The organism is Acidovorax sp. MR-S7, assembly GCF_000400995.2.
Taxonomy (GTDB): Bacteria; Pseudomonadota; Gammaproteobacteria; order Burkholderiales; family Burkholderiaceae_C; genus MR-S7.
In genome coordinates this window covers 1-1,082 of the sequence record NZ_DF238981.1, presented here as the reverse complement: position 1 = coordinate 1,082, position 1,082 = coordinate 1, and the positions used below count along the sequence as shown (strand labels likewise).

The following is a 1,082-nucleotide window of genomic DNA, read 5'->3' as shown; positions in this document are numbered from 1 at the left end:
AGCGAAATTTTTTCGACTTCCAAACTTTGCTGCGATCAGCGAAGCCTTGAATTCTAGCAGGTTTTGAAAAGTCCCGTCAAACTTCGGGGTCTTTCAATCTTCTCGCCAAACCCCTCACCACCTAAACAACCCGCAACTTTTGTCGCAGACCGCCTCAGCAGCGAAGCCTCAAATTCTACACCGGTTTTTAACACCAGATCAACTCAAAGCCGGGAAATTTTTATCTCTCCCCCTTCTCCACCCAACCACCTGTTCACACAGCTGACCGGGCAGCGAAGCCTTGAAGTATACATCGGGTTTTCCCTTGTTTGGAGAACTTCTCCAGGCGCCCTCCATAATTTCGAGCCATGGCACTGATTACCTTGATGGACGCCCAACTGGCTTTTGGGCATGTCGCCCTGCTGGACCACGCGGGCTTTGCGCTGGAGCCCGGCGAGCGGGTGGGATTGATCGGGCGCAATGGCGCCGGCAAGTCGTCCCTGTTGAAGATTCTGGGTGGCCTGGCCAAGCCCGACGATGGAACGCTGAGCGTGCAGCAGGGGTTGCGCACTGCTTTCGTGGCACAGGATCCGCTGCTGGCCCCGGAGGCCACGGTATTCCAAGCGGCAGCGCAGGGGCTGGCGCATGCCATGGCGCTGCGTGAGCAGTACCTGTCCGCCGCGGCGGGTGTGGACCTGGATGCACTCCAGTCGCAGATAGAAGCCTACGACGCCTGGAACTGGGAGCAGCGCGTGGAGGAGACGCTGCAGCGCCTGCACCTGGACGCGCAGGCCGTGATCGGCACGCTGTCGGGCGGCACCAAGAAGCGGGTAGCGCTCGCGCAGGCCCTGGTGGCGCGGCCGGACGTGCTGCTGCTCGACGAGCCCACCAACCACCTGGACCTGGATTCCATCGAGTGGCTGGAAGAACTGCTGCTGGATTTCAAGGGCGGCATCGTCACCATCACGCACGACCGCGCGTTCCTGGACCGCATCGCCACGCGCATCGTGGAGCTGGACAGGGGCCAGTTGGGGTCTCCTCGTTTTCAGTGCAATAAGTGACGGTACGAAAAGCTAGCACTGGCGCGGAGGTGGTGTTGGTAG

The 1,082-nt window shown here is 60.4% G+C and carries 1 pseudogene; it reads left to right on the top strand.

Going from position 1 to position 1,082, the window contains the following annotated elements:
• Positions 1-347: 347 nt before the first annotated feature.
• Positions 348-1,016 (top strand): annotated as a pseudogene (locus AVS7_RS19325) (ATP-binding cassette domain-containing protein); the annotation flags it as partial.
• Positions 1,017-1,082: the final 66 nt, after the last annotated feature.